The 19512-nt window shown below is 50.7% G+C and carries 18 protein-coding genes; 7 read left to right on the forward strand and 11 right to left on the reverse strand.

Annotated elements, in window-relative coordinates; all coding sequences use genetic code 11:
- Positions 1 to 279: 279 nt before the first annotated feature.
- The gene (locus tag OK412_RS22800) at positions 280 to 750 is read right to left on the reverse strand and encodes an SgcJ/EcaC family oxidoreductase (protein ID WP_264353631.1); all 471 of its coding nucleotides are present in this window, start codon (positions 748 to 750) and stop codon (positions 280 to 282) included.
- Positions 751 to 1684: 934 nt separating this feature from the next.
- On the opposite strand from OK412_RS22800, the gene OK412_RS22805 reads away from it, so the two are divergent.
- Entirely contained in the window at positions 1685 to 2722 is a 1038-nt protein-coding gene (locus OK412_RS22805; RefSeq protein WP_264353632.1) for a tyrosine-type recombinase/integrase, read from the forward strand.
- A 437-nt stretch (positions 2723 to 3159) separates the two neighbouring features.
- Here the strand turns inward: OK412_RS22805 and feoB are convergent, their stop codons facing one another.
- From feoB to OK412_RS22820, 3 genes are all read right to left on the reverse strand, one after another.
- Entirely contained in the window at positions 3160 to 5487 is a 2328-nt protein-coding gene (gene feoB, locus OK412_RS22810; protein ID WP_264353633.1) for a Fe(2+) transporter permease subunit FeoB, read from the reverse strand.
- Positions 5487 to 5711, reverse strand: a complete 225-nt coding sequence (locus OK412_RS22815; RefSeq protein WP_022624265.1) for a FeoA domain-containing protein — start codon at positions 5709 to 5711, stop codon at positions 5487 to 5489. The genes feoB and OK412_RS22815 overlap by 1 nt, the downstream gene beginning before the upstream one ends.
- A 495-nt stretch (positions 5712 to 6206) precedes the next feature.
- On the reverse strand, positions 6207 to 6587 hold the full coding sequence (locus OK412_RS22820; RefSeq protein WP_010671929.1) for a YgiW/YdeI family stress tolerance OB fold protein: 381 nt from the start codon (positions 6585 to 6587) through the stop codon (positions 6207 to 6209).
- A 970-nt stretch (positions 6588 to 7557) separates the two neighbouring features.
- Between OK412_RS22820 and OK412_RS22825 the strand changes: the two genes are divergently transcribed.
- From OK412_RS22825 to OK412_RS22835, 3 genes are all read left to right on the forward strand, one after another.
- On the forward strand, positions 7558 to 7794 hold the full coding sequence (locus tag OK412_RS22825) for a YgdI/YgdR family lipoprotein (protein ID WP_010257065.1): 237 nt from the start codon (positions 7558 to 7560) through the stop codon (positions 7792 to 7794).
- A 63-nt stretch (positions 7795 to 7857) separates the two neighbouring features.
- On the forward strand, positions 7858 to 8400 hold the full coding sequence (locus OK412_RS22830; protein ID WP_033770122.1) for a YfaZ family outer membrane protein: 543 nt from the start codon (positions 7858 to 7860) through the stop codon (positions 8398 to 8400).
- 105 nt (positions 8401 to 8505) lie between these two features.
- Complete coding sequence (locus OK412_RS22835; RefSeq protein WP_029519489.1) at positions 8506 to 8808, forward strand: hypothetical protein; 303 nt, start codon at positions 8506 to 8508, stop codon at positions 8806 to 8808.
- Between the two features lie 52 nt (positions 8809 to 8860).
- Here OK412_RS22835 and OK412_RS22840 read toward each other — a convergent pair whose 3' ends face one another.
- Positions 8861 to 9046, reverse strand: a complete 186-nt coding sequence (locus OK412_RS22840; protein ID WP_010671932.1) for a DUF2256 domain-containing protein — start codon at positions 9044 to 9046, stop codon at positions 8861 to 8863.
- A gap of 872 nt (positions 9047 to 9918) precedes the next feature.
- Between OK412_RS22840 and OK412_RS22845 the strand changes: the two genes are divergently transcribed.
- Positions 9919 to 10320: an H-NS family nucleoid-associated regulatory protein gene (locus OK412_RS22845; RefSeq protein ID WP_010257055.1), complete on the forward strand. Its 402-nt coding sequence runs from the start codon at positions 9919 to 9921 to the stop codon at positions 10318 to 10320.
- Between the two features lie 237 nt (positions 10321 to 10557).
- On the opposite strand, the gene OK412_RS22850 is transcribed toward OK412_RS22845, so the two are convergent.
- Complete coding sequence (locus OK412_RS22850; protein WP_010257053.1) at positions 10558 to 10995, reverse strand: VOC family protein; 438 nt, start codon at positions 10993 to 10995, stop codon at positions 10558 to 10560.
- A gap of 68 nt (positions 10996 to 11063) precedes the next feature.
- A complete protein-coding gene (locus tag OK412_RS22855) occupies positions 11064 to 12626 on the reverse strand; it encodes a sensor domain-containing diguanylate cyclase (protein ID WP_256850000.1) in 1563 nt (520 codons plus the stop codon).
- A gap of 275 nt (positions 12627 to 12901) precedes the next feature.
- Between OK412_RS22855 and OK412_RS22860 the strand changes: the two genes are divergently transcribed.
- Positions 12902 to 13303 (forward strand): H-NS family nucleoid-associated regulatory protein, encoded by a 402-nt coding sequence (locus tag OK412_RS22860; RefSeq protein ID WP_010671934.1) that lies wholly within the window; start codon positions 12902 to 12904, stop codon positions 13301 to 13303.
- Between the two features lie 91 nt (positions 13304 to 13394).
- Here OK412_RS22860 and OK412_RS22865 read toward each other — a convergent pair whose 3' ends face one another.
- The gene (locus OK412_RS22865) at positions 13395 to 14387 is read right to left on the reverse strand and encodes a GlxA family transcriptional regulator (RefSeq protein ID WP_264353634.1); all 993 of its coding nucleotides are present in this window, start codon (positions 14385 to 14387) and stop codon (positions 13395 to 13397) included.
- A gap of 74 nt (positions 14388 to 14461) precedes the next feature.
- Positions 14462 to 15241, reverse strand: a complete 780-nt coding sequence (locus OK412_RS22870; RefSeq protein WP_060678732.1) for an MBL fold metallo-hydrolase — start codon at positions 15239 to 15241, stop codon at positions 14462 to 14464.
- A 350-nt stretch (positions 15242 to 15591) separates the two neighbouring features.
- On the opposite strand from OK412_RS22870, the gene OK412_RS22875 reads away from it, so the two are divergent.
- The gene (locus tag OK412_RS22875; RefSeq protein ID WP_031292291.1) at positions 15592 to 16260 is read left to right on the forward strand and encodes a DUF2268 domain-containing putative Zn-dependent protease; all 669 of its coding nucleotides are present in this window, start codon (positions 15592 to 15594) and stop codon (positions 16258 to 16260) included.
- 49 nt (positions 16261 to 16309) lie between these two features.
- Here OK412_RS22875 and ahr read toward each other — a convergent pair whose 3' ends face one another.
- Together ahr and OK412_RS22885 are read right to left on the reverse strand one after the other, a co-directional pair.
- Complete coding sequence (gene ahr / locus OK412_RS22880) at positions 16310 to 17326, reverse strand: NADPH-dependent aldehyde reductase Ahr (RefSeq protein ID WP_010257039.1); 1017 nt, start codon at positions 17324 to 17326, stop codon at positions 16310 to 16312.
- Between the two features lie 104 nt (positions 17327 to 17430).
- Positions 17431 to 19404 (reverse strand): methyl-accepting chemotaxis protein, encoded by a 1974-nt coding sequence (locus OK412_RS22885; protein WP_033759934.1) that lies wholly within the window; start codon positions 19402 to 19404, stop codon positions 17431 to 17433.
- Positions 19405 to 19512 lie beyond the last annotated feature (108 nt).

The raw sequence follows: 19512 nt of genomic DNA on the forward strand, positions 1-19512 counted from the left end.
GGCAGATATTTGCGTTTGGGAATTGATCAGCCTGAAATGGAAGCACCAAACCGACAGATTTCATTTTATTCGGATGAGAAAATGACGCTGGCCATTTAATAGCACTTATACTGTCCGTGATACAGGAAACAGACACGCTAAATGCGAAAAATATTAATTGCCATTTCTTAAGTATGAGTCAGGCGTTATTATCTTCAAGCCCGAACGTTTATTTTCGCGCAAAGGGAAAAGAGCCAGTATCACATCATGACGCTGGCTCTTTTTTCATCAGTGCGTCTGTTAAGGCTTGCTTACAGGCTCTGGCATAGCTGAAGAGTGATGGGTTGAGATTTTCCAGCCCTTACCATCCCAGACATAAGTGAAGGTGTAACGTGCTGTGACGTGCGTGTTATCTTTAAAATTAAATGTATAAACGCCGGTATCAATCGCTTTATTACAACCGATTCTGATAGTCCTGGAATCGATTTTACCGCTCGGCCCTTTTTTCAGGAAATCTTTAAAATAATCGATACGTTCCTGATCGGTCAGACGTACCTGATTTGAAATGGTCGGCAGCAAAACGGCATCGCTGACATATAATTCAGATACTTTTGTTGCATCACCGGTTGCCAGAGAGTCATTCCAGGCGTCAAACAGGTTAGCCACATCCTGCTCTGAGGCTCTGACACAGGTCACGGACTGTTGTGCCTGCGTAACAACTGGGGCGCAGGAAAGACCTAAAAGGCACAGCGATAATAACGTTTTTTTCATGAAAAAATCCTCGTATTTACCCTGGGTGAAGCCAGCGTTCTGTGCGTTCTTTCAGACGCCGCCATAAAATGTGTATAACTCGTTAATACGTTTTAATCCGGCTGATCAGCCAGAATAATACTGCTGCGATAAATACATTAGCCGCTTTATTCGATTAAAAAGCTGATGCATATACTTATCGACGCTTTTGATATGCAGGGGAACAAGATAGATGAAAGGAAGTGCTGTCTGGTATTTAAATCGGCGATAAGCTGTTATTTAGTTTTTTGTTCTGAGGGTTAATGCCTGGATCTCTTGTGGTAGCGTAAATGACATGTCGCCTGTTCAGAACTATGAACGTAATATCGGGAAGTTGTGTTTAATTTATGTACTCTATAAAAATTTTAAAAGGATATTGCCTTTGAGCAGTGTTATATGGAACCTTTTTATGAGTTATTAATTTAACTGACTAACTAATTAACGTAGTCTGCCATTTTTCAACATCTCTATTTTGATGCTCCTGGTCATTATTGCGCTGGGAAAATAAAGCATCGTGATGCGCTGATTTAATTAAATAATGATTAAACCGTTCATACCTTGGTTTAAACGCGCCTTAGTTTGAGACATTTTTTTTGCATCGTGGTTTCACTTGAACAACTCGCAGTGAGTTACGTTCAGCTATCGATAAAGCGTGTGACCTATACCTTCCCTGACTGACTGCGATGAGCGTCAATCCGTTAAAAGCCAGACGGGATCGGTTACGCCATACTAACTTCGTATAATTGTTCTTATACGAAGTCATGACATAGGGATGGTGCCGGGTTAAGATGGATAGCAGTAAAGTTCGCCCTGAAAATGACAACGCTACGTAAATTCTGACCGGTTATCCCCCTGCTTAGTTCTCAGAATTAACGTAGCGCGATCATCGGCGTCTTTGGTTGATAAGTGAGCAAATATGAGTGAGTTACTGCCGTTAACCCCTCTGACGGTTGACCGGAATAGCGATATCACCGAGCGGCTCCGGCAGTTCGTTCAGGATAAAGAGGCTTTCTCACCTAACACCTGGCGACAGCTGCTTAGCGTAATGCGAATCTGCAATCGCTGGTCGGAAGATAACCAGCGCAGCTTCCTGCCGATGAGTGCAGACGATTTGCGTGACTATCTCTCTTTTCTGGCTGAAAGCGGCCGGGCCTCCTCAACCGTCACTTCACACGCGGCGTTAATTTCGATGTTACACCGTAACGCCGGGCTGCCGGTGCCCAATGTCTCTCCGCTGGTTTTCCGGACGATGAAGAAGATAAATCGTGTGGCGGTGATCAACGGTGAGCGGGCAGGCCAGGCCGTGCCCTTCAGGCTGAGTGACCTGCTGGCGCTGGATGAAGAATGGTCAGGTTCTGATAACCTTCAGGCGCTTCGCGATCTGGCTTTTTTACATGTGGCTTATGCAACACTACTGCGTATCAGTGAACTGTCGCGTTTGCGGGTGCGGGATGTGATGCGTGCCGGCGATGGTCGCATCATTCTGGATGTGGCATGGACAAAAACTATTGTGCAGACCGGCGGATTGATTAAGGCGCTCAGCGCCCGTTCAACTCAGCGACTGGAAGAGTGGATTGAAGCGTCCGGGCTATCCAGCCAGCCTGATGCCTGGCTGTTTACTGCAGTACATCGGTCTGGCCGGCCACTGATTGCCGAAAAGCCGATGAGCACAAGGGCACTGGAACAGATTTTTAGCCGGGCATGGCGCACTGCCGGAAAAGAGGGCGCAGTAAAGGCCAACAAAAATCGCTACACCGGCTGGAGTGGCCACAGCGCCAGGGTAGGAGCTGCGCAGGATATGGCAGATAAAGGCTATCCGATTGCCAGGATCATGCAGGAAGGCACGTGGAAAAAACCAGAAACACTGATGCGCTATATCCGCCATGTGGATGCACACAAAGGTGCCATGGTGGAGTTTATGGAGCAATATAGTGACCCTGATTATCCTGGCTGATGGCTCCTGAAAAGAGAATAAAGCCCCTTTTTCAGGCTGAAGTTATCCACAGAAAAAGTGGACAGCCTGTGTGTAAGCCGGTACGGATAAACGCTGCGTCGAGCATCCACAGCGTTCATCCGGCTGATTTAATTGATTTATCCTTACTGCCATACCGCATGCTGCGAATCTGTCTGCAAAACAGGAGCCGCTATCCATAATAAGGGCATGCTGCAGTGCATGGTCAGACCTGCTTTGGTAAACATCTGCCTTCAGAAGGAAGGATAATGCTTCTGGCCGGGTTAATTGTCATGCAGCCTTTGTCACTGCTCATACGCTAATCATCCCACCATTCTGGCTTCAAATTCGTAAGAACAATCAACAGGACAATCCTCACCTGTCCGCTGCGGCCAGGAATCGCCGGCAGCGGAAAGAGTGAATGTCATCAGTACTTATTTTTACCGGGCAAAGCCTTTCTGCTTATCACAGCCGCCGTGGCAGCCGCTGCAACTCCCCTTTTCCTCCCTGAGCATGACCGGTATTGACTGCACCCGGCTTCCCGCTTTTCGCAATGCCAGCAGGATGATTCCGTTCAGCACCAGCATGCTTATCAGGCAGGTCGCACTGAATGCAGGATGGTCGGCAAAAGTGACGGTCTGGTAAAACAGCGTGGCGGTGGTGTAGGCGATGTTGAGTCCCCAGAAGAATGAGAACATCATCCATTTTTTACCGGCTTCCCGCGCAATAGCCCCCATGACCGAGACGCAGGGAACATAAAGCAGGACAAAAATTAAGTAACTGTAAGCGGCAAAGCCACTGCCAAATTTGGCTGACATCACGCCCATCGAACCAGTCGCCATCTCACCATCGCCTTTACTGGCATCGATGGGATGGGCCAGCGCATCAATTCTGAAGGCAGCCGTTAACCCCGCCCAGGTCTCTGTCAGCGCCTCTTTAAGCTCACCAGGCAGGTCAAAAGCCTGCGGATCAAATGGACTACTCTGGATTGCCTCTGTGGTGTAAAGGCTGTTGAGCGTGCCGACCACGACCTCTTTCGCCATGATGCCGCTCACCAGCCCCACTGTTGCCTGCCAGTTATCCTGAGTGACACCAATCGGCAACAGCACGGGGGTGATTGCTTTGCTGGTCGCCGCCAGCGCAGAGTGGTTAATGTCATTAACCATGTGGCCATTAAAGGCAAAACTGCTCAGTACGCCAATCAGCATGCTCACCAGGATAATCACCTGTCCGGCTCGCACCACAAACATTTTCAGCCGTTGCCAGGTCTGCAACAGCAGGCTTTTGAGGTGAGGCCGGTGATAGACCGGCAACTCCATGATAAACGGCGAGGCTTCTCCGCCCAGCAGGGTATGCTTAAGCACCAGCCCGGTCGCGATGGCCACCACAATGCCCAGCAGATAGAGGGAGAAAACCAGGCTGGAACTGTGGGTGTTAAAGAATGCCGCAGCGAAAACCGCAAAAATCGCCAGCCGTGCGCCACATGACATAAAAGGCGCAATCAACACCGTCAGCAGACGCTCACGCGGTGTATCCAGCGTCCGTGTCCCCATGACCGACGGGACATTACAGCCAAAGCCGACAATCAGCGGCACAAAGGATTTTCCCGGCAGGCCCAGTGACTGCATCAGACGATCCATCACAAAAGCGGCGCGCGCCATGTAGCCGGAGTCTTCAAGGAAAGCGAGGAACAGGAACATCAGGCCAATCTGCGGAATGATCGGCAGCACGGTATTGATACCGGCACCGATACCCTGCGCCAGGAAAACCGTCAGCCAGTCAGGGAAGTGGCAGACATAGCCCAGCCATTGCGCACCATGAATGAATATCGCCACCGAACTGCTGTCGAACAGTGGCTGTAGCGCAGCACCGATGTTAATTGAAAGCACGAACATTACATACATCACCGCCAGGAATATCGGAATGCCCAGCCAGCGGTTCAGCACAATTTTATCGATCCTGCGGGTCAAACCGGCGGGCATTGCGTGATGAATGTTACTCACTGCCGCGCAAAGTGCATTGATGGTGCGATAGCGGTAATCGGCAATCTGTACACCGGTCTCTCCACCGGCCTGCTGCATAATCTCGGGCAAATGCGGAACCAGCGACGGACAAAGTTTCTGACTGTTGATATCCCCTTCCAGCAGTTGCAAGGCCAGCCAGTAGCGTTTTTGTGGGGCTATGGCGGCGGGCATCTGTTGGCAGAGCTGCTCAATGGCCGTTTCAATCGCAGCCGGATAACGTACCCGTTCCGGTGCTCTGTAAATATGGGGCTGGTCAATCAGCGCTTTGAGCTGGGCAATGCCATCACCTTTGGTTGATGTCAGTGAAACGACCGGACATCCGAGATGAGCTGACAGTGCTGCGACATCAATAGTGATGTTCTGGCTGGCGGCAATATCCTGCATGTTCAGGGCGACAATGCAGGGTACGCCCAGTTCCAGCAGCTGAAAGGTCAGGAACAGATTACTTTCCAGACTGGAGGCATCGACGACGTTAATCACCACATCGGCGTGATCCTGATAGAGATACTGGCAGGCGATGCTCTCATCTATCGAGCTTTCAGCAGATAGCGTTGTCAGCGATCGGGTGCCTGGCAGATCAATAAGCCTGACATCTGACTGCGCGGTAAAAAATTGACCCTCTTTGCGCTCAACCGTGACGCCAGCCCAGTTCCCGACCCGCTGTCGGGCACCGGTGAGCTGGTTAAACAGCGTGGTTTTGCCGGTATTAGGATTACCAATCAGCCCGATGGTTATCTTCTTCATCAGACGATTTCCTCCAGGATGATGTCATCCAGGTCACGCTGCCGCACCGCCAGGCTGACACGGCGGGTAGAGATCTGCACCGGATCGCCCATTGGCGCCACGCGAATGACCTCAATAACTGCGCCGGGAAGCATGCCCATTGTCAGTAATTTCTGGCGCCAGGCGGAATTTACCGATGGCTGATAGCCAAGGATCCGGTAGGTGCTGCCCATATTCATTGCCATATCACGCCCTGCCTAAAAGTAAGAAGCACTCATTCTATAAATGATACTCGTTTCGGTTTTTGATCTGGCATCGGGCAGGCAGAAGAAAACTGCCGTCAGGGTCAACGGCAGGTCAACAGCGCATTAAATGGGGGGTCTTCTAGGCGCGGGTTCAACAGTTAAAGGCGGATGTGGAGAATGTTGAATCATTCCCGCACTCTAGCAGAGAGTATCCATTTAGTTACATCATTCAATATGCCGTAAATAACTATTACGGCCCTTCGGGCCGTGCGGGGCGGCTGGTCAATGAGCACTCGGATTCACAGAACGGCTCCGTTCAGGTTTAATCAAAAAAACCAATCTGGCAGGATAGCGCCGGTAACGTAATCTGCTCAAATAGGGTGTTGTAACTAATTGGCGGCCGCTGTAATGAAAGAAAGGCGTCCCGGGAGGGTCATTTTCACAATGGCAGTGCCCTGATTTTCAGGCCACCGCCAGATGATGAGCGAATAAGGATTACTTAAGAACCCGAACCGTTTTTACATCAATCTCAACACTGTTCCAGTCTTTATCAACTTCACCTTCAAGACGGACTTTATCACTCGGTGATAACGATTGTCCCATCCAGCGCTTGTCATCAATATCGACATTAATCGTTCCGGTAGCATCTTTGAACTCATAAAGTTCATGCCCCACTTGTCTGATGATGTTACCTTCCAGAACGACCCATGCGTCATCACGCAGCGTCTTAACCTGAGCGACAGAAGAGACGCCGGGTGTCGGACCTTTAAATCCGCCCTGAGAATACCCCTGCCCTGCTGGATTAACAAAACCTTCCTGTGCAGAAACTCCAAAACTCATACCGGCAAACAATGCTGCTAAAAGAATCTTTTTCATATTTATCTCCGTTAAAATTGTCGGGCTAATTTACGATGCAGATCTTAACGGGATCTTAAGAAAAGTGATTACCTCCATGTGTTTTAAAAATGTAATGAGCATGATGAGCACGATAAATCCGCATCAGAAAAACAATCAAAGTTTAATCCATGTTGTTAAAAAAATAAATTAATCGATAAACAGTTACGTGAGTGGTGAATTTTTAACATTCAGTGTATTATGGTCATTGTTACGCTTTCACTTTGCATCATTTCATATAAATCCCATAGCTAACATGTCTGTTAACGGATATTATTTCCTGGCATAGATATATCCCAGTATTAAAACATTATGTATCGCAGTTTTGCTCATTAACTATTTTTTTCTTTTTACAACCACTCAACTGAGTGGTTTTTTTTATACCTGGTTCCCGATGATAGTAACAGAACCCAGTAACGCTGAGTATGCAGTGTATCGACAACGGCTCCCATTCGGAATGCAGCCCTTTCTGGCATTAAAAGGGTAAGAATGTTGCCTGATACTGTCTGAAAATGCATAAAAAGAAGAGGAGAGTGGTGATAGCCTGATGCCCCCCCAAACTGACAAGAGATAAAGGAAAATGCGGAATTTACCGAAGAGCGGAGATTCGCCAGCGTGAGCCTCCGAATAAATGCGTTTAGTTCAGTCTTTGAGCATCAGCCTATGCTTCTTACAGATTCATTTTTGGGATTCGAGCTTAAGTTTCTTTTCCTCTACCTTGCTGGTTTTCTTCCTGATTCTCTCAGTACAAACTTCTGCCTTTGCTTCCGCAAGTACTGGTCGCAAAACAATCAATACCCGCCATGGTTGCTTACTCCTGAGCAACCCATGATATTGATCCAGATCATTCTCATCCTGATAAAGAGGCAAACTGCCGGATTGTTAGCATGTCGTTTAACAATCACAGCGAATAATGCCGCATCTTCTTAAAAAGAAACGACAGGAAAGTAAAATGACATCTTTTAATTCTGGCAAGAAATTCGCTTTTGCTATAGCGATGATAACTTCTGTTATGTCCCTTTCCGCCTGCTCAAGCAATTATGTGATCTCCACCAACGATGGGCACATGATTACGACTCATGGCAAACCCGCAAAAGATAAAGAAACAGGCATGATCTCTTATAAAGACACGGATGGAAACATGCATCAGTTACAACAGCACGATGTTAAAGAGATTGTGCAAAAGTAAATCTGCTTTAATAGCACTCTTAATCATTATCCTGAAAATCTGATTCTGTGGGAAAACTGAGCAATGAAAATTTCTGTAATTGGCTTTGGCTTATTATTGTGTGCATCCTCCTCTGCCATGGCCATTGGCCTGAATGCTGAACAAAGTAAAAACACCTCGGTACTGGACGCAGAAATCGGCCGTTCATCCGGCGGGCTTTATGTTGATGGTCAGTGGATCAAAAATACGGCGGATGGTGTTCAGATTGGTCAGGCGGGTACCGGTTATAACCTTGAAATTGGACCTGTGATGCTGACGGCTGGCGTTAAAGCCGCTTACATCGGCGGCAAAAAAGGAGATAACGGCGTTGCGTTTCCTGTTGGCGGCGGTGTGAAAATCAATCTGCCCGCTAATTTTGCGTTGTATGGAGAAGGTTATTCCGCCCCGGAACAGCTGACCAACAGCGTTAAGAATTTCGTTGAGGCCAATGGCGGTGTCAGCTGGTCACCTGTGGATCCACTGGTGTTAAAAGTGGGCTATCGCTATGCGGGTGTTGATGGCAAAGATGGACGTCCGGGACATACCCTGATCGATGGTCCCTATATCGGTGGCGGCCTGACATTTTAACGTCGGATGACTCTTCCCTTTTTTTGTGGTGAGGAAACCCTGCCGATCGGTTTCCTTACTCAATCACTCGTCTCAACTCAGGCGGGGAGCACTGAGAAACAGATTATGAAACCTCTTATGCTGATGTTATTTACTCTCTGTCTGACCGGATGTGTGCAGTATAAATGGGTCAAGCCAGATGCATCTGAACAGCAGGAAACAATAACGGAAACAGCCTGTCGGGCCCAGGCACTGCGGGATTTACCCCCTGACAATGTCGTTAGCGGTAAATACACCTCAAAAGACAGTAAATATAAAACCACTGACACCGATTACTCCACCAGCGACGCCAATGAAAGCCAGCGAGAGATACTGGTTAAAGATTGTATGTTTAAAAGAGGCTGGCAACAGATCGAGGTACAGCAATAGCCCCATTCCCCTGACTGAGGCCAGGTCAATCCCTGGCCAGCTCTAGTCAGCGTCAGAGGTCAGGTTCAGGTTTTATTTCTGTATCATCCTCTTGCCGATCAGTACGCTGCCGCCGGCACCGTTCCGAGCAATACAACACCTCGTCCCAGCATCGTTCCCACTTTTTTCGCCATGACATCGGTTTATTACACGTTTTGCAGTAGCGAACCGGTAATGACTTTTTATTGCCTTTGAACACGCCAGTCTCTCCTGAGAACCCCTTATATCGCTGACAATAGCGTCTCTTATACAGTTTAGCTTGCTTGTGAGTAAGTATTGAGGGCAATTGAGATCGCACTGTTTACCGCTTCATCGGCGCATAAGGCAATATGGTACCCGGATGATGTGGCTCAGGTTGCCTTGATTAGCGGACAGCCTCTCTGGCCCCATACGGCGGCTAAAAAGTCATTACGCCCCTAAATAATCAATCCAGGGTCATACAGGTCACGCGTGAATCTGACTGTTTTATCCCCCTTTACTGGGGTTTGTCTCTCCAGGCTTTTAAAACAAAGCCATAACCCGTCTGGTGATGATCGCCTTAACCAGAACGTTATTTAAGTGATAAATTAATCTGATTTCATGGCCTTAGATATTGTCTGAATAAATCAGCCGCCTGATGGTTATTTTTTAGTAATTTTGCTATGCGTCCTTTACAACCCTATTATGGTGGCCTCATGGACATATCCAGCCTTATCTGGAGAAGTATGCACGGTGACTGCCTCTCGGAACAAAGCAGGTCCGCGATTAGCGAAGCGATTCTGCTGGAAAAGCGGCGTGAAAGCCTGGTTTATCCATAACGTAACTAAATTATTGAGCATCATCAGATGAGGCACCTTTTTGACATTTTGAGCGAAGAGTGTAAAAAAAAGAGTAACTTTACTTTTGTTTAAGGGTCTTACGTTAATTACAGTTTAAACTCTTTGAGAAAGCGATTAATATGTTGGCGTTGAACTATCGGTTCTGTATTTTGATTCTTCGAAGGCAAGCATCTTAAAAAAGCAGGTCTGACGAAAAGCATCAGCGTGAACCCGCTCTGTATTTTATTATCTGAACATGACTATGGTGACTTTGATGAGTGACACTCTCAACAGCTTGAATAATATCCGTACCCTTCGCGCAAACGCTCGCGAGCTTGACCTTGCTGCCCTGGAAGAAATGCTGGAAAAACTGTCGGTTGTGGTGAGTGAGCGACGTGAAGAAGCACAGGCTTCTGAAGCAGCTAATCGTGAAAAAGCTGAGAAACTGGCAAAATACCGTGAATTACTGTTGCAGGAAGGTATCGATCCTAACGAACTGTTAAATGGTATGCCGACTGCACCAGCCGTGAAGAAAAAACGCGCGCCTCGTCCGGCTAAATATCAGTACACCGACGAAAATGGTGAGGTTAAGCAGTGGACTGGCCAGGGCCGTACCCCATCTGCTATTAAATCTGCCATTGATGCAGGTAAATCGCTGGATGATTTCCTGATTTAATCCAGTATGCATAATGAAACACCGCCTGCATCAGGCAGGCGGTTTTTTCACCATAAATGGTCAGGTTCAAGCATCTCAATTACCGGCCAGCCTGTACCCTTTCCTTTCTCATCTTGTTATTGTCTCTCCATCCATAATCCTGCTCAGGCGTTACCCTGAACTCAATAACTGAAAAACTTTACGCAGTCACGCAACAGGTAATGGGTTTCATTCTGTTCTCTCAACCGCTTTATTTATTCAGCGATTGCGTGTGGCGGCTGTGATAATTTCCAGTCCGATCTGCTGACCATAAGAGAGCTCTAGCGTATTGCCATCAGGATCGGCAAAAAATGCCCAGTATCCGACTGGCACACCAGATTGCTGCGCGTCGCGTCGCAACACACCTTCGAGCCGTGCGAGTGCCACTTTTTCATCTATCTCTTCACGGCTGCTACAGGCCACCCCTATATGACCAAATGGACCCAGCGGCGTATCTACACTGTTGTCAGATTGCACCAGCACCAGCGCAAAAGGTCGGGTTAAATCCGACAGCCACGCCACTTTCTGTGCTTCAGGAATGCCAGGTTCACGCTGATGTATCACCTGCATCCCGGCATAACGCTGATAAAAATCTACGCTCTTCTCTAAATCCCGTACCTGTAAAGCAAGATGAGTGAAACCGGTATCGTTTGACATGGCCGCTCCCTGTTTAAGTTGAGCAGTCACCATGCCACAGGCAGGATTAAGGATTTGATCACGGATGCTCAGCCGCTACGTTCTTCACACATGGCCTGGTTACGCCCTGCCCGTTTCGCGTGATACAAAGCCTCATCCGCGCGCGCTATCAGCGATTCTTTTTCCTGTTGTGAGTCTGAAGCAAGATAGACGGCGCAGCCTGCACTCAGGGTGACGTGCTTTTGCGGCAGTTCCGTGGTGAGATGCGGAATATCGAGCCTGTTAACAGCGTCGATGATCGATTCAGCGAAGTTCAACGCGGCTGACAACGGCTGTCCGGGCAAAATAATGGCAAACTCTTCGCCGCCATATCGGGCCGTAAGTTCGTTTTTGCGGCGGGCGGCGTTCTTCAGAACAGTAGCCACTTTTTTCAGGCAGTCGTCACCCGCCACATGGCCGTAGGTATCGTTGAAACGTTTAAAATAATCGATATCGAGCAGGATTAATGACACCGGCTGGCCACTGCGCTCCGCGTTCTGCAGGCATTCAGTCAGCATGTGATCAAAATGGCGCCGGTTGGCAACACCCGTCAGCCCGTCACTCTGTGCCAGATTTTCCAGTGCGCGATTAGCCGCGGTCAGATCATCGCGTAATCGGGTCAGCTCAAGCTGATAACGCAGCGTATGCCGTGCCTGACGCAGTACAAATGCACCCAGTAAAAGAATAACAATCAGCAGCGCCAGGCTCAGAATCAGATCATGTACCCAGCTCTTGAGCCAGTGGTTAAACAGCGCGCGCTTGTCATATCCCGCGGCCACCACCAGCGGGTATCGCTGTGAGCGGACAAAGCCAAAGATGCGTTTTTTACCATCAAGCGCAGCGGTCCACTGACCGCTGCCTTTATCCGCATGGGCCAGCATCCTGAGGAAAAGCGGACTCACTGAGAGGTTTTTGCCAATGTAGCTATCCGGCATCGGACGGGCGTAAAGCACGGTACTGTCTGCCAGCATCAGTACCAGTACATCGCCTTCGCTAAGTTCATAATAGCTGTAGAAACGGCGGAAATAGTCCACTTTGATGGTGGCGAGTAAGACGCCCCGAAAGCCGTTAAAGGCATCGTTCACACGCAGCGTAACCGGGATCACCAGCTCGTGAGTGGTGCGGCTGCGAAGCACCGGGCCGACGTGCAGGGTATCGCGCGGGCTGGTGCGGTGATAATCGAAATATTCACGATCGGAATTATTGATGTCAGGCGGTATCCGGCTCATAGAAGTGGCTATCCATTTCCCCTGCGCATCATAGTAGAACAAACCGTGTAGTTGTGGCAGGTGGCTCTGCAACAGGCGCATCGTCTGGCTCAGCGCCTCGCCATCTACACCGGTTGTGGCAATCTGCTTTTCGAGCTCGCGTTGCACCTCGCGCAAAGAGAGCTCGGTCTGCAAAAATGTATCGTCCGCCTGGCGCGCCTGTGACAGTGACAGATTAACCGCCGTATCTTCAGCTTTATCGACGGTTTCATTCCAGTCTTCCCGCAGCGTCCACACATTTAAGCCAATCACCGCCACGCTGAGCAATACGCCTGAAAGGATAATACTTCTTAGCAGCGGCGAGATTTTTGGCGCTGAACCCTCATTTTTTTGGCGAAACTTCATGCCTGTCCTTAATAAACCCTGTTGACTGATTTAAGCACAGTTAATCAAAAGCAAAAATGCAAATCCCACAATCCTGTTTCAACAATGATAATCCGCAATTAACCAGCAGATTTCGCTTAAAATTTCTTCTTTATTGGTTCAACCAGCACCATTAATAGAGGATTAATAGCGAATAAGACTACACTAGCGCTTCAAATATCACGTGGGTAAATGTTACCCTTGCCAGCTGAATAATTTGCACTTCATTGATTAATTTGAGTATTTGAGGATTTGTTATGAGTAAGAACCTGAGCAGCCTGAACAATATCCGCACGCTTCGTGCAGAGGCGCGCAATATGGCTTTGGATATGCTGGAAGAGTTACGCCAGAAATTAGAGACCGTGGTAAATGAACGTCGTGAAGAGGAAAACGCGCGAGCAGCGGAAGCGCGTGAGAAAGCAGAAAAACTGGCGTTCTACCAGGAGCTGTTAATGGAAGAAGGGATCAACCCGGCGGAGCTGGTGAAGAGCGCATCCCCCTCGGTAACCGGCAAAAAGAAACGCGCAAAGCGTCCGGCGAAATACCGTTACAATGACGAAAATGGTCAGGTTCGTTACTGGACGGGTCAGGGCCGAACGCCCTCCGTAATTAAGGCGGCCATTGAAAACGGCCAGTCGCTGGATGATTTCCTGCTGTAGTCGCATTTATTTCTGCCGGAATAGTGACCGTCATTACGCGGGAATATTCCGGCAGGCAAAGTCACAGGCGCAGAAATTCATCCGGGCCTGGTCACTCATCGTCCTGTCGTAATGTCTCATCACTCATCACCGGATGCGGCCCCCGAAATGTCCGGCGACACTCGCTGGGAGAGACGCCAAACCGGGATTTAAAACGCTGACGAAATGACACGGGCGAATCAAAACCCGCCTTTTCTGCCACACATTCAATGCTGATGCCGGTGGTTTCGAGTAAAAGCTGGCTGCGTTGCAGACGCTCTGCTGTCAGCCACTCTCCCAGGGACATGCCTGTCGCCTGGTGAAAATGACGCGTCAGCGTTCGCCTGCTCATGCTGAGCGTCCGCGAAAGTGAGTCAAGATCCTGCGGCTGATCCAGATTCTGTCGCAGGGACGCCAGCAACGCGTTGATCTTACTGTCACGCGTTGTTTCCGGAACGGGTCGCTCAATGAACTGCGCCTGACCGCCTTCACGGTAAGGCGGCACCACCATGCGTCTGGCTACCCGATTAGCCATGGCGCTGCCATAGTGGTGACGGATGATATCCAGGCAGCAGTCGATGCCCGCCGCGGTGCCGGCAGAAGTGATCAGACGAGTGTCACGGGTATAAAGAGCATTACTGTCGAGGTGAACCTGCGGAAAGCGCTCGCTGAAGTCACGCTCAAATTCCCAGTGAGTGGCAGCACGATGCTTATCGAGCAAACCTGCATAAGCCAGTACGTAAGTGCCCAGACATAGTCCAACGATCTCTGCGCCGCGCTGCCAGGCTGCCACTAGCTTATCAAGCAGCGCCTGCGCAGGTTTTTCAGCCGGATTATGCCAGTAGGGCACGATAATAATGTCCGCCTGATCAAGCGGGTCAAGACCCTGTTCCACCGTAATTGACAACCCCATCTCTGAGATGACCGGGCCTGGTTTCAGTGCGCAGATATCAACATGAAACAGATCCGGCTGCGGCAGGGCTGAGCCGAACAGAATACAGGGAACTGAAAAATGAAACGGACTAAAACCGGCCGTTGCCAGCACCGCGACTTTCAGAACAGCCATCCTCTCCCCTTATTGTGTGGCAGCGTAGTGTTGAGACCTCACAGCACAATTGTGCCGGGTTAGTGCCACGACGCTCAGAACGTCATTGTTTCACCATCTTCCGGGATCAGCACCTGGTCAGCAATACCCTGTTCGGTAGTCCAGGCACGCAGCTCCGCGCGCGTCAGCAAACAGTGGTTGATCGCCTCCATGTGTGAGGCAACCAGCGTTGCGTCAGGCAGGATATTCAGCGTGCGCTGGGTATCCTCTTTTCCCATGATAATCGGGCCATAGAGATCGTTGGTTGCATTGCCGATATTCATTACCACCACCTGTGGTTGAAAGCGTTGCAGCGCTCTGACATAAGGTTTAACCCACACGGTATCGCCAGCTATATAGAGGGTTTTTTCTGCCGGATGGGTAAAGACCAGACCACAGGCGTCACCCAGAATATCGCCCATCACTTTGTCGGCATATAAGGCATTGCTGCCGTGCTGACCGTCGGTTTTATAGATTGTCAGGCCATCAACAAATGGATTCTCATCCTGCAGCACGCGAACATTTTCAAAACCCTGCGAACGAATCAGCGCTGCATCCGTTTCGTTCTGGCTGTAGATCATCATCGTCTTCGGCACTAGATGCTGCGCAGCCTCATCCCAGTGATCCATATGCGTGTGAGTGATAATAACCGCATCGACTGCCAGCAGTGCAGCGACCGGGACAGGCAGCTCAACCATCGGATTTCTAAGATGGGGACGGGCATTTCCGGCAAACCCGGGCCAGGCCTCTTTTTCGGCCAGCATCGGGTCGATCAGGAATTTTTTGCCTGCATAGTCCAGTAGCAGGGTGGCATTACGAATCTGGGTCAGCTTCATTTTGGCTCCGTAAACAGTCTCAGTGAAATCAGCCAGGCTTACTGGCTACCATCAGGTTAATTTACGGCACTGTTTACCTGCGCGTAACAGGCTCAAAGGACAGTGTTCGATGGAATCGGGCCAAACTGCACTATTTTCTTGTGGCAGGGTATCTATCGGTGCTGGCGTCGCGACGAGACAGCCCTGAATGTTCAGGAATGGCAGGCGTTCCGGAAGTTGCTTTTAACTCTTTACCGACAACGATAACGCTTTCTTCCGGTGTCTGTTTAAAGCATTGCCGGTTAAGGTATTAGTAGCTCTGGCGCGTCCCGGACCTGTGTTCTGATTATCAACCTTTGACAGGAGAGTCTGTGAACGACTTATGGAAATTGCACTGGCTTGAGGCATCGGGTGATGTTGGGCCCTATAAATCGTCAATAGTCAGGGCCGCTGAGCTCGCCTGCGAGCACCTCTCCTCCGTGACACGTGTCCCTCGTCTGGATATTCTGGTTCAGTGCATGCCGGAGGCAGTAATACCTGAAACCGGTTTTGCAGGCCGGGCTTACGGGCCCACCCTGTTCGGCCTGGCCATTGACCCGGCAAATCCGAATCTGCCCGGGATGCTGGAAAATGGCACGCTGGTGCGGCATATCGTGCATGAAGTCCATCACTGTTTGCGAATGCGCGGGCCGGGATATGGCTGGACGCTGGGTGAAGCGCTGGTCAGCGAAGGTCTGGCGGGTCAGTTCGTCTGCTGGCTGCTTAAAACGGCAGCAGAGCCCTGGGAGCAAGCCATAGAGCTAAGCGAGTTGCAGGCTAATCCAGTGCCGCTGACCACGCTGCAAAGTCCTCATTATGATCATTCTGCCTGGTTCTTCGGCACGGGTGACTTTCGCCGATGGTATGGCTATACGTTGGGCTACCAGATGGTTGCCGCATGGCGACGTGATAACGCGGAATGCGCTACAGAGAAATGGTTCAGCGTGACAGCCGATGAGGTGATTGCCGCGGGGCTGGCTAAGGGATTGCTGACAAATTGAGGATAAAAAAATGCCGCAGCAGGCTGCGGCATGTCATTTCAGATTCGCATCAGAAATCGGCTTTCAGAACCACACGGTAATTGGCTTTACCGGCGCGAACGTGATCCAGCGCTTTATTGATGTCAGACATCGGGAAGAACTCAACCTGTGGCGCAATATCCGCACGCGAGGCGAGTCGCAGCAGCGAACGCAGCTGGCCTGGTGAGCCGGTTGATGAACCGGTCACCGCTTTGTCGCCCAGGATCAGATCGAAAGCACTCACTTCAATCGGCTTCATCACGGCACCCACGGTGTGGAATTTACCCTGAGGTGCCAGCGCAGCGAAATAAGGTTTCCAGTCCAGGTCGACCGCCACAGTACTCAGGATCAGGTCAAAACGGCCTGCCTGCTTTTTCAAAGCTTCTGGATCACGGCTGTTAACCACTTCATCCGCGCCCATATCCAGGATCGACTGCTTCTTATCTGGCGTTGAGCTGAATGCCACCACTTCGGCACCCATCGCGTGCAGAATCTTGATTGCGATATGGCCCAGTCCGCCGATACCAATCACACCCACACGGCTGGTTGCCGTGATGTTGCTCATCAGCAGCGGTTTAAACACGGTGATACCGCCACACAGCAGCGGACCGGCGCTCGCCACATCCAGTTTTTCTGGCAGCGGAATAACCCATTGCCAGTCAGCACGCAGCTTCTCGGCAAAACCACCTTTGTTCATGATGGTCGGGATGCTGCCCTGCTGACAGTTAACCTGCTCGCCGTTAATACAGGCATCGCAGTGCTGACAGCTTTTTGCTGTCCAGCCGATTCCTACACGCTGGCCGACTGAAAGACCTTTGTTCTTAGCCGCTTCGCCCAGGGCTGAAACCCGGCCAATCACTTCATGTCCTGCAATCACCGGGAACTGAGAGATGCCCCACTCGTTGTCGATCATCGACAGATCTGAGTGGCAGACGCCACAATATTCGACCTGGACTTCGACTTCTTCGGCTGCCAGTTCGGCGGCATCGTACTCATAGAGTTCAAGGGCCTGGCCAGCCTGCATGGCTGCATAACTTTTAATTTTCATTCATACCTCTGCGTGGTTAATCACCGACAAGTGTAACAACTGAAAGCCCGCCCTGCCTGGTCGTTACGCTTACACCGCACTTTTTTGTCTTTTATGCTGATAAATCAGGCCTTAACCTGCGCACCGGAAAGAGTTTGTAACACCTTGAGCTGCGCGACGGCCTCCTGCATTGCATCCATCCCCTGCGTCAGTTCACGCAGGCTGCCAAGATGCTTCGCAATATCAGCGCGCTCATGTCGCGTCTGTTGATTCATGGCCGCCAGCGTATCGGCTGCACTGATACTGCGCTCTGCCATCTGGGCGGCGGTCTGCGCCGAATCACTGGCCACCAGCCGGATACGTGAGATGGTGCTGACTGCCTCACCGATGTTACTGGCCGTAGCTTCAGCCTGCTCTTTTGAGGAGTGCGCCAGACGACGAACTTCGCCCGCGACCACAGCAAATCCCCGCCCAGCCTCGCCTGCACGAGCCGCTTCTACTGCGGCATTCAGCGCCAGGATATTGGTCTGGAAAGCAATATTGCTGATGCCATGCGTAATCTCATTGATGCCGTTGGAAATTTTCTCCAGATCGTCCAGACCATCATCCAGCCGGCCCTGCGCCTGCTGACTCTCGGTGGCGATGTTACTGATGTTACGGATACTGCTCTCTGCCAGGCTCAGGGTTTCTCCCTGGCTCTGAGTGGCTGTTTCCAGCACCGGCAGCGCCTCCATCAGCGGCGTCAGCGCCTGCTGATAAGTGATAACCCGATCCAGCACCCGCGTCTGGATGCTGTTCAGCGCTTCCCAGCGGCGCAACGCTCGCTGCGCGTAGTGTGCCGCGTAGCCGGCGTACTCTACCGGGAACTGGCTCATCGCTTTGACGTCATGATTAAAGAACACCAGCGCGGAGAGCGTCTGATTGATGGGCACACCCAGGATTTCGCCGAAGCTGGAAAAACCGGCGGCGGCAATGCCTTTGAAGAAATGGGCATTATGCAGCTTATCGGCATTACCGACACGGCGCAGGATACAGTCGTTCATCAGGATCGCCGCGGGTTTGCCATGCTGAGCGGTAAAAGCCTGCCACTCCTGCTGCGTCGTCTGTTTAAAGTCTTTCTCTTCCATCAGGAACAGTCGATCGCCAAACTCAAGATCGCAGAAAAAGTGTACGCCGCCCGATTCAATTTTGGCGATCGAGCGAATAAAGTACTCGCCGCCAACTTTAACGCCAAAAGTGAGTCCCTTTAGCCGTTCGCTCAGTTGCGCTTCGTTGCAGTTGAGATGTTCACACAGCGCCGCAACAAACGATTGCTGCTGCCCCTGGCGGTTAAATACTGACGTTACAGTACGCGCAACCGGATCGGCTTCAGCAATCAGCCAGCTCTGATCGCGTGGCGTAAAGTTCTGGCTTTTAAAAGGAGCAAATGATTTTCCTGGCGCCATCTGGCAGAACACAATCACAGCCTTGCCCTGCAACACCCTGCCACCTGTACCAATCCAGGTGCCATCAAAGGTGATTTTACCCCCGGCAGAACCGCCAATCGCCAGGCAGGGAAAGCGCCCGCTGTTATACCAGGCCTGCATCAGAAAGCCTTCGGATGCCGACAATCCGTCACAGTAAATCATGGCGAAAGTACGATCGGCCGAGAGCGGCATCCGCACTTGCAAGCGCGCCAGCTCCTGCTGGATGGCGGTGATGCGCTGGCTGGCCGTCTGCGTGTCGGCGACATGCAGATCAACAATATGCGTCTCATGGCGTGCGATCAGTGTGTCCGGCAGCCAGAGGTAGCTTCCCTCCGGGCCATTGCCATCACAGTAGGTGCTTTGCGATCTGCTGCTGCTCAGCGCGCCGTTGGAAGAGAGCGTCAATACCGTCAGGTCGGCGGAATTGAATCGCTGCCAGGCCTGACTGACCCGCTGAAAATCGGCTTCAGGCGGAACGAAGGTCATCAGGATGCCGCCCGCCCGCGAGCTTAAACCCACGGAGGCCAGTGAATCTGGCAACGCACGACAATCGTAGGTGCCATTGGCAGGCTGACTGCTACGCCTAAGACGGGCAACAGGCAGGTGTCTTTTGATCGTCTTAATGATCGACATATTATTATTTTCGCTTTTATTTGAGTAATTTGCGCTTAAATTAGCGCTTTCTGGTGTGTATAAAAGGAGGGCTAAAAGCAGGTCCGTTCGCGTTCAGAACTCGTCGCG

This window comes from Pantoea sp. JV6, assembly GCF_025910055.1.
GTDB classification, from domain to species: domain Bacteria; phylum Pseudomonadota; class Gammaproteobacteria; order Enterobacterales; family Enterobacteriaceae; genus Pantoea; species Pantoea agglomerans.

Coding starts and splice junctions, on each gene's coding strand:
- OK412_RS22800 (WP_264353631.1), bottom strand. CDS start 750: ATGAAAAAAACGTTATTATCGCTGTGCCTTTTAGGTCTTTCCTGCGCC.
- OK412_RS22805 (WP_264353632.1), top strand. CDS start 1,685: ATGAGTGAGTTACTGCCGTTAACCCCTCTGACGGTTGACCGGAATAGC.
- feoB (WP_264353633.1), bottom strand. CDS start 5,487: ATGAAGAAGATAACCATCGGGCTGATTGGTAATCCTAATACCGGCAAA.
- OK412_RS22815 (WP_022624265.1), bottom strand. CDS start 5,711: ATGGCAATGAATATGGGCAGCACCTACCGGATCCTTGGCTATCAGCCA.
- OK412_RS22820 (WP_010671929.1), bottom strand. CDS start 6,587: ATGAAAAAGATTCTTTTAGCAGCATTGTTTGCCGGTATGAGTTTTGGA.
- OK412_RS22825 (WP_010257065.1), top strand. CDS start 7,558: ATGACATCTTTTAATTCTGGCAAGAAATTCGCTTTTGCTATAGCGATG.
- OK412_RS22830 (WP_033770122.1), top strand. CDS start 7,858: ATGAAAATTTCTGTAATTGGCTTTGGCTTATTATTGTGTGCATCCTCC.
- OK412_RS22835 (WP_029519489.1), top strand. CDS start 8,506: ATGAAACCTCTTATGCTGATGTTATTTACTCTCTGTCTGACCGGATGT.
- OK412_RS22845 (WP_010257055.1), top strand. CDS start 9,919: ATGAGTGACACTCTCAACAGCTTGAATAATATCCGTACCCTTCGCGCA.
- OK412_RS22850 (WP_010257053.1), bottom strand. CDS start 10,995: ATGTCAAACGATACCGGTTTCACTCATCTTGCTTTACAGGTACGGGAT.
- OK412_RS22855 (WP_256850000.1), bottom strand. CDS start 12,626: ATGAAGTTTCGCCAAAAAAATGAGGGTTCAGCGCCAAAAATCTCGCCG.
- OK412_RS22860 (WP_010671934.1), top strand. CDS start 12,902: ATGAGTAAGAACCTGAGCAGCCTGAACAATATCCGCACGCTTCGTGCA.
- OK412_RS22865 (WP_264353634.1), bottom strand. CDS start 14,387: ATGGCTGTTCTGAAAGTCGCGGTGCTGGCAACGGCCGGTTTTAGTCCG.
- OK412_RS22870 (WP_060678732.1), bottom strand. CDS start 15,241: ATGAAGCTGACCCAGATTCGTAATGCCACCCTGCTACTGGACTATGCA.
- ahr (WP_010257039.1), bottom strand. CDS start 17,326: ATGAAAATTAAAAGTTATGCAGCCATGCAGGCTGGCCAGGCCCTTGAA.
- OK412_RS22885 (WP_033759934.1), bottom strand. CDS start 19,404: ATGTCGATCATTAAGACGATCAAAAGACACCTGCCTGTTGCCCGTCTT.